The following is an 8,324-nucleotide window of genomic DNA, read 5'->3' as shown; positions in this document are numbered from 1 at the left end:
GAACCGCTAACACCGTCAAAGTTAGTCGTAGTCAAATTGCCGAAAGCACCGCTGACAAACTGGAATTTGTCTACCCCAGAGGTAAAGTCAGTAATTGTATCGCCGCCTTCGCCTGTTGCTTTGTAAACAAAAAGATCCGCACCAGAACCGCCAGTCAGAACATCTGCACCAGAACCGCCGCTGAGGATGTCAGCAAACTCAGTACCAGTGACGCTGTTAGCATCAGCATTTCCGGTAAACAAGACAGGAGTGGTGAAGTTGTAACCGCCTGCACCCGAACCGAAGTTGTTAAAGTCGGTTGGGTAAGTGTTCCCAGCAGCAGTTAAATCGACAATGCTGCCTGAGTTGGTAGTAGTACCAGCAGGAGATGCGATCGTACCTGTAAATACAAAGTCCGCCGTTCCCAGATTGCTAGCAGCAGTACCCAGATTCGCTATCAAGGTAGAACCACCGGCCACCGTACCGTTCGAGTCAAAATACAACTCTGTTTCGTTCGACGCATTAGTAAAGGCGAAGAAACCAGCAGTTGTAGAATTGCCCAGGGCTTTAGCTTGTGCATCTTGCAAAGAGGCATAACTTCCGCCTGTGAAAATCACTAACTCTTTGCCAGTAATGTCAGGAGAAACCCCGCTAACACCGTCAAAGTTAGTCGTAGTCAAATTGCCGAAAGCGCTCGCGCTAAACTCGAATTTGTCTACCCCAACAGTAAAGTCGGAAATTTTATCGCCGCCTTCTTTAGTTGTCCTGTAAACAAACAGATCCGCACCAGTGCCGCCGCTTATGACATCCAAACCGAGGCCGCCGGTGATGGTATCGTTGCCGTCGCCGCCCTTGAGGTTATCGTTAAAATTGCTGCCGACAATCTTGTCATCGCCTGCTAAACCATCGAAATTAACTGCAGCCGGATAAGTGCCGAAATCCACATTGTCAGGGCCAGCAGTACCGACAGGAACATTTAGTGACGTGCCGCTGAAGACAAAGTTACTGACTTGCAGGCGAATGCTTGCCGAGAAACTCGTGAGAACTTCAAAGCGCGCCCCAACAGCAAATACCAGTACAGCACGACCGGTCTCGGCATCTATAAACTGACAGAAAGTAGGCGCTTCTCGGTTGCCACCCAAAGCTATAAACCGCGCTTGCAAAGACGCGATGCTGTTAACAGTGATATCCGTGGTGAAGTCGAGCAAATTAGCGCTGCCGATCGACCCAACAGCAGTAGTAGCCGTAATATCCAGTCGGGTCAAGCTAGAAACGATGAGATTACCAAAAGCTCCAGTAGAAAGCTCAAAAACATCGTCATCGACATTAAAGTCAGTAATAAAGTCAGCTTCTACAACTGTTTGAATCTCTTGGCGGGAAGTGCGGTAAACAAAGCGATCCTTTCCATTACCCCCTATTAGAGTATTGGTTCCTAGACCGCCTTCGATCGAGTCATCGCCCTCATTTCCGGTTAATGTGTCATTGCCACTACCGCCGATGATTTTGTCTATGCCGAGGCCACCGTCGATCGAGTCATCGTCATCACCGCCGTCGATCTCGTCATCGTCATCGCCGGCTTTAACTTTGTCCTTGCCTTTGCCTGCTTTGATTTTGTTTTTGCCTTTACCGACTTCGATCGAGTCATCGTCATCGCCACTGTCGATATCGTTATCGCCATCGCCGGCTTTAATTTTGTCCTTGCCTTTGCCGCCGATGATTTTGTTGTTGCCTTTGCCGACTTCGATCTCGTCATCGTCATCGCCGCTGTCGATATCGTTATCGCCATCGCCTGCTTTAATTTTGTCCTTGCCTTTGCCACCGATGATTTTGTCCTTGCCTGTGCCGGCTGTAATGTCATCGTCACCATCGCTGCCTTCGATGTCGTTATCCAGCGTCAGAGAACCGACAATAACTTGAGGTGCTGTAGTGCCAGCAAACTTAAAGAGATTTTGCTCGACATTCAAGCTAAAACGCTGGTTGATGAGAGATCTTTTGCCGTTGCTAACTTCAAAAGCAAAACTAAGCGCACCGACAAAACCTACTGCCGCTTTGAATTTTACCAAGCCTTCGTTAATGTCTGCTTGAGAGAAGGTAGAACCGACTTGTGCTGGGACTCCCTTAACCAATAGTTGGCCGGTTGTAGCATCGGGCAGCTCGGTTAGCTTGAAGACTGTGCCGCCAGGACCTTGCTCGTCATCGACAAACCGCAACAACTCAGGAGTAATAGTTTGCTCGCCGCCGCTGGAACCAGCAGTCAAGGGCTGATTAACTTCCGCTCGCGGAGGGTTAAAAATCGGAGGGGGAGTTTGAACCGGAGTGGGAGTTGGACTTGGAGTTGGAGTTGGAGTTTGAGGATTAACTCCCAAAAAGTCGCCAGCAGTGATCAGCGTTGCGTTGACATTCAACAATAGCGCCAAGGCGAAGTTATTGACCCGAATTTCGGTATTTGCACCGACTTGTATAAAGGTCAAGCTGCTAAAGTTCAAGTCGCCAAACAGCAGAAACTTGTCGCTGTCGTCTGCGTAGTCAGTGATGACTGCTTTTGCCCCAGAGGTACTGTTACTCACGACATAAACGTCATCTCCAGCACCGCCGACACAGGTATGGTTGCCAGTACCGCCCATCAGCGTATCGTTGCCGTTGCCGCCCATCAGCGTATCGTCGCCGTTGCCGCCGCCGCTAACGCTGTCGTCGCCGTCGCCGCCGTCTGCCATGTCATTACCGTCGCCAGTAACGAGGGTATCCTTGCCGCCACCGCCCATCACGCTGTCGTCGCCGCCACCGCCCATCACGCTGTCGTCGCCGTCGTCGCCTGCACAGTTGTCGTTGCCGTCGCCGCCGATCACGGTATCGTTGCCCGCACCGCCGCTAACGCTGTCGTCGCCCTCGTCGCCTGCACAGTTGTCGCTGCCGCCACCGCCTAGCACGGTATCGTTGCCGATGCCGCCGCTAACGCTGTCGTCGCCCTCGTCACCGCTGCAAACGTCGCTGCCGCCACCGCCTAGCACGGTATCGTTATCTTTGCCGCCGTTAACGCTATCGTTGCCGTCGCCGCCGCTAACGTTGTCCTTGCCTGCGTCGCCCCTGACGGTATCGTTGCCTTCGCCGCCCTCGCACTTGTCGTCGTCTTTGCCGCCGTAGATGGTGTCGTTGCCGGCGCCGCCGTTAACGTCATCCTTTCCTTCGTTGCCGTGCACCCCGTCATCGCCGTCATCGCCTTGGCAGGTGTCGTTGCCGCTGCCGCCAAAAAGGGTGTCGTTATCTTTACCGCCGTTAAGGGTGTCGTTGCCTTTGCCGCCCTTAACGTTGTCGTTGCCACGATCGCCCTTTATTACATCGTCGTCATCGCCGCCCTCGCAATCATCGTCATCTTTACCCCCGTACATTTCATTTTTTTTGCCAGGGTTTCCTTTGATTTTGTCCTTGCCTTTTTGGCCGAATATCTTATCCCGATCGCCGGTGGCGACAATTACGTTATCGCTATCATCACCAACGAGGGTTCGGCGATCAATGCCGCTGCCATCATCGTTGCTCGCACCTTCTTCTAGTACGCCGTTAAATTCCGCAATTTGCTTGTTATCAGCAGCACCTGTTTCGGATGCACCCTTAGACGGATCAGGAGATTTGGTGGTAACGCCGTCGGGGTTTTCGATCGCTTGCTCAATTAACTTGGCTAACTCCTCCTCGGTAATTGTAGAGCTGTTGTTGCCTAAATTCCCGACTGGATTTTGTGTTTCCTCTCGAACGGGAAAAAGTGTTTCCGGTTTTTTTTCTAACGTTGTTACGTCTGGTTCCATTGTTGATATTTCCCCAAAAAAGGTAAGCTTCTTAGAATCACTTTATCAGCAAACAGGAGGCTGCAGAAGAAAAAAAAATAACTTCATGCTTTCGCCTGCTAGAGGAGCTGGTTTCCTCATTTTTACTATTATAGATGCCACTTAAACAGCAAGGTTTTTTTCGCTCTGTTGCGAGTTTTATATTCTGCCATTGCGTACCACAATTAATTGCTCTGCAACCTACACTGTAATTACTGCGCCGAAGCGCCGAGCATTTGAGCTGTTCTCGGTAATTTCTCCAGTAAGCTGCGCCGAAGGGCCCCTTATTGTAGATTCTCTACGTAATTTCTACAGTGAATTAGCTGAATTTAAACTCGCAACTGACAACTCCTAAATAACTACCCAAAACCTGTATCCCCCAAATTCTACCCTTGCTTTTTTTCCGATCTAGGCTGGGTGTATTAAAGTTTTGTAACACTCCCAGCTTTGACAAATCCTTCCCTGACCTAGGATTTGAATCTCTTGACTAAACGACAGCACCCTCCTAATTTTAGTTCCCGATGATTAATTAAAAATTTAGATCATTCGCCCGGGCAAATATTTGTTCTAATTTTTAGTTGCACAAATTTTTATCGAGTTGAGGAAACATCGCGAACTGAGAAAAATTTTTTTTTTCTGATTAATACTAAGAACCTGCCAAAATTTATCTATCTCAAGACAGATTGTAAAATTTTTCCAAACAGAGTAAGAGATGCAGGAGTCGTTTTTGGTGACAGTTGCAAGATCGGCATTTTGAGCGGGAACGACCCACGGCGAGGCTGCCCAACCCTATTCCTTTGTAGAGACTTCGCTACCAAATCCAATAATTCTCCGAGAAACCGGCCTGATGAGGCGTAATCCTCTAGATGCCAAAAATGATGGTTGCTGGAGAGTACCGGAATAATTTGATTTGCCTTGTATTGTTGAGAGTTCTTGGCGGGTTAAGTTTATTTTTGCTGCTTAACTTTAACTAGATTAAGAGAGTTAAATTAAAAGTTTTCTATATCATAAAAGCGGAAAATTAGCAATAAGTTATTAGCAATTATCGATGGTCAACTATCGATTATCGATCGCCACTGAGGTCTTAAGGATGAGGGCGGAGAGCTTACGGATGAGAGTCCAGGGCTGACCAATTAATTAATTGACACAAAATCAAGATTACACATGGGGGGTTGGTGGTAGAGGATAAGCCGTAAAGACCGATCGACCGATCGCCCAAAAAAATAAAATACTCAAATTTCCCTGCGATATTGCCCTGAAACCGGTTGGCGAGAGCCGAAGTAATTTTAATAAGAACTAGAGATCCGCCTGGTAAAGTGCCTCCAATTTAACTTTACTCAGCAATGAGAAACTCAAGTTCACGACAAATCTAAAGGGGTCTGCGGTAGAGGTGCAAAATGTTAAAGATAGCAAGATTGGAGAAAATTCGGCTTTCACCGAGCCACAGGGCAATCAAAACTAATAAACTGTTATTAAAGTACAACTTTTATATCCTCAAAGTGTTTGAACAAATATATATGACGCCAGCGATCGCCCGATCGGGGGAAGCGCATTCAGAAACTTTGATTCAAAGAGTAAAAATTATTTTGCCGATCGCTCTTGCTAGCCGCAAAAACGCAGGCAAATTCAGAATTAAGGCGGGAGGGCGCTAAATCCGTGAGCCAGGAATTTCAACTCTCAGTCACCCCTGTTGGGGACGACGAATATCTAGTGCGGACAGAAAGGGTTGCACCCGGTGTACCCTTAGCCGAACAACAAGTCCGCTGGCCGATCGACGAATGGCTTGCACTGTCTGCTCAACTGATGAACGACCCGCTGGTGGGCTTGCTCCAGGGAAAAGCATTACACGGAAGCAGTTTGGCCGGTCGCGGCCTCTCCCGTTCGGGACCCAACTCAGTGCCGAATTTAGTAGCGCTCGGACAACAATTATACAGCGGGCTGTTTCAAGGAAACTTGCGCGATAGCTGGACTTGCGCTCAAGGCATCGCCCAGCACCGCCGAGAAGTGCTGCAACTGCGACTCGGACTCAAAGGCCGGCGCTTGCCACGGCTGCCGTGGGAAGTGCTGCACGCGGGCGATCGCCCTTTGGCAACTGGCACCGATGTCGTGTTTTCTCGCTACCAACCAGGTACAAGTTTGTTCAAACAAACCCGGATACTGCCTAGTGGTGGGCCACTAAAAATTTTAATGGCGATCGCCTCTCCGAGCGATCGAGACAGCTTGCAGCTTAAGCGAGAAGTGCTCCATTTGCAACAAGAACTCCAAAACCGCACCGGTCATCCTCTCAAAAACAGCCCCCATTGCCCGGAGATTCAACTGACTATTCTCGAACAGCCCGATCGAGAACAACTTACCCAAGCCCTAGAACAAGGACACTACCAAGTCCTGCACTACGCAGGCCACAGCAACTTAGGTTCCAGAGGTGGGGAACTCTACCTAGTCAGCAGCCGCACCGGCTTAACCGAAACCCTCAGTGGCGACGACTTAGCTGGATTGCTCGTTAACAACGGTATTCAGATGGCCGTGTTCAACTCCTGCCGCGGCGCCTACGGCGACCCCTCAGACCTCGCGGACGACAGCCCGGAACGGAACTTAACCGAAGCTCTAGTGAAGCGGGGCATTCCGGCAGTGCTAGCAATGGCAGAAAGCATCCCCGACGATGTAGCCCTAACTCTGACGCGGCTATTTTACCGCAACCTCAATCAAGGCTATCCAGTCGATCTCAGCCTGAGCCGGGCCAGAGCTGGGCTAATTTCTGCCTACGGTTCTCACCAGCTATACTGGGCTTTGCCGATTCTCTACCAGCACCCGGACTTTGACGGCTATTTGACCGGCGCCCCAGTCCACAGCGCGACCTCCGGTTCTATGGTGCACATAATCGGGTCGGGAACGCAACCGGCGATCGCGGGTACTGAATGGAAGGCTGCGTCTTCGGTTTCGGCGATCGCCCAATACCCCCCAATCCCAGCCAATAGATCGCATGAGTCAGACAATTCTGACGGCGAAGTCTGGGAATATCCCAACCAATTAAAAGATCGCAGGGATTGGGTTCACCAGAACGATCGACCCGATGCTGCTAATTCACCGAACTCACCGACGGCTTCGCCCTCCTCTATTCCTAATTCAGAGTGTGCGGCGATCCAAGCAACTCGCGCCGCTGCAGCGACTCAGAAACCGTTAAAAAAACCGGGGTTGAAAAAATCTGTGGCCCTGATGCTTTGCTTATTGCCCGTTGCTTTGAGTGCTGGCTTTTTTGGGTGGCGGCACTCGAACCAGCGAAGCACGAAACCAGAAGAGTTACTGCCGGCGGTACGGACTCCCCTGTCGCAAAATTACCTGCAACAACGTCACTAAGGAATGAAAAATTAATAACTTGCACAATTAAACCCCAGAAGCCTTGATCCAAGGTCAACTATTGCTCTATTAGTCACCTTATTTATTTTTCATTCCTAAAAGCGATCGCCCACTGCAATGCTGAATTTAGACCCCCTTGGCCCGGCTCCAAACTGGGTGGGGTTTTTGCTGGCCATTCGCGATCGGCTGCCGCTGGCCATTCGCGATCGAAAGTATGCTGCTCGATCGAATCTCGGACTTACGTTCATCCAGCCGGTTTTTACCGAAAATAAGCAGCAGCCCAACCAAGCATCGAGGAAGAAACCGGGTTTCTCGTCGAGCAAGTAAGTCCGGGACTCTTAATATAAAATTAGTCAGTCGATTTGAGATTTTAGACTTCGGCTTGAGCCCTGAGTCGAAGGATTTGAGATTTTAATTTTACTCCACAGATAAATCTGGGAACAGGAACAAGACTCTAAAATTTTGATCTCTCCACGACAGGAGTCGGTGGCTTGTATGCGTTTTTGAGCGGGCTGATTCGGCCGCAGGAGCATTCGTCATTCGGCACAAGACAATAAAAGCCAGAGTTGCCACAATTAAGAACGTCCTCACCCTCAGCGCGCTTATTTCACAATAATTAATTATGGAAGCGGCTGTGAGTTTGACAATTCCCGCATCCAGGATACCCGCCACGTGATTCATTCCGAAAGCAGACTCAGGACCGGTGAAATAAAAAACCTGTATCCGATAAAGGCGCCCCGAATTTATCCGTGGGGTCAAGGCTTCAATCTAAAATCTAAAATCTAAAATCTAAAATCGATTGACGCGCCCCTCCAGTTGGTGCATAAATTTTGAGAGTATGGCAGTTTACAGGCCACGAGTGGAAACCAATACATTTCCATGCAAACTCAATGTCGGGAACCGCAGCTAATTTGTAGTGCATCAAACATTTAAGCTGTGGTGCATTTAACTCGGTCTTTTTCAATTCCCCTGTGGAAATAACCTCAAATTCTCTGGCTTGGGGCCGGAGGAGGAAGATTTTCCCGAGTTCCCCGTAGAAATCTACTGATTCCTGGCGAAGTGTTAAGAGTCGCAAAGCAATCTCGCCCGATCAAAACTATGGGAGCATCTCATATTTGTAAAAATACTTCTTCTGGCTCCTTCCTTCTTCTGGCTCCTTCCTTCTTCTTCTTTCCT

At 49.4% G+C, this 8,324-nt stretch carries 5 protein-coding genes; 3 read left to right on the top strand and 2 right to left on the bottom strand.

The features are described from left to right. Positions 1 to 3,776 (bottom strand): cadherin-like domain-containing protein (locus QUB12_RS09100; RefSeq protein ID WP_333306526.1); only part of this gene is annotated, 3,776 nt, incomplete at its 3' end. Positions 3,777 to 5,191: 1,415 nt separating this feature from the next. Here QUB12_RS09100 and QUB12_RS09095 point away from each other — a divergent pair. The 3 genes from QUB12_RS09095 (at position 5,192) to QUB12_RS09085 (ending at position 7,475) form a co-directional block, all read left to right on the top strand. Then, positions 5,192 to 5,446, top strand: coding sequence for a hypothetical protein (locus QUB12_RS09095; RefSeq protein WP_333147775.1), 255 nt, complete (start codon positions 5,192 to 5,194; stop codon positions 5,444 to 5,446). 4 nt (positions 5,447 to 5,450) lie between these two features. Further along, positions 5,451 to 7,148 carry a CHAT domain-containing protein gene (locus QUB12_RS09090; protein ID WP_333147773.1) on the top strand — a complete coding sequence of 566 codons (1,698 nt, stop codon included), beginning with the start codon at positions 5,451 to 5,453 and terminating at the stop codon, positions 7,146 to 7,148. A gap of 117 nt (positions 7,149 to 7,265) precedes the next feature. Next, positions 7,266 to 7,475 (top strand): hypothetical protein, encoded by a 210-nt coding sequence (locus QUB12_RS09085; RefSeq protein WP_333147771.1) that lies wholly within the window; start codon positions 7,266 to 7,268, stop codon positions 7,473 to 7,475. 448 nt (positions 7,476 to 7,923) lie between these two features. Here the strand turns inward: QUB12_RS09085 and QUB12_RS09080 are convergent, their stop codons facing one another. After that, entirely contained in the window at positions 7,924 to 8,223 is a 300-nt protein-coding gene (locus QUB12_RS09080) for a hypothetical protein (RefSeq protein WP_333306445.1), read from the bottom strand. Between the last annotated feature and the right edge of the window lie 101 nt (positions 8,224 to 8,324).

The sequence above is a fragment of the Microcoleus sp. B7-D4 genome, from assembly GCF_036705125.1.
Lineage (GTDB): Bacteria > Cyanobacteriota > Cyanobacteriia > Cyanobacteriales > Microcoleaceae > Microcoleus.
Note: the sequence above shows the minus strand (reverse complement) of the source record. Positions and strands in the feature narration are given on the sequence as shown.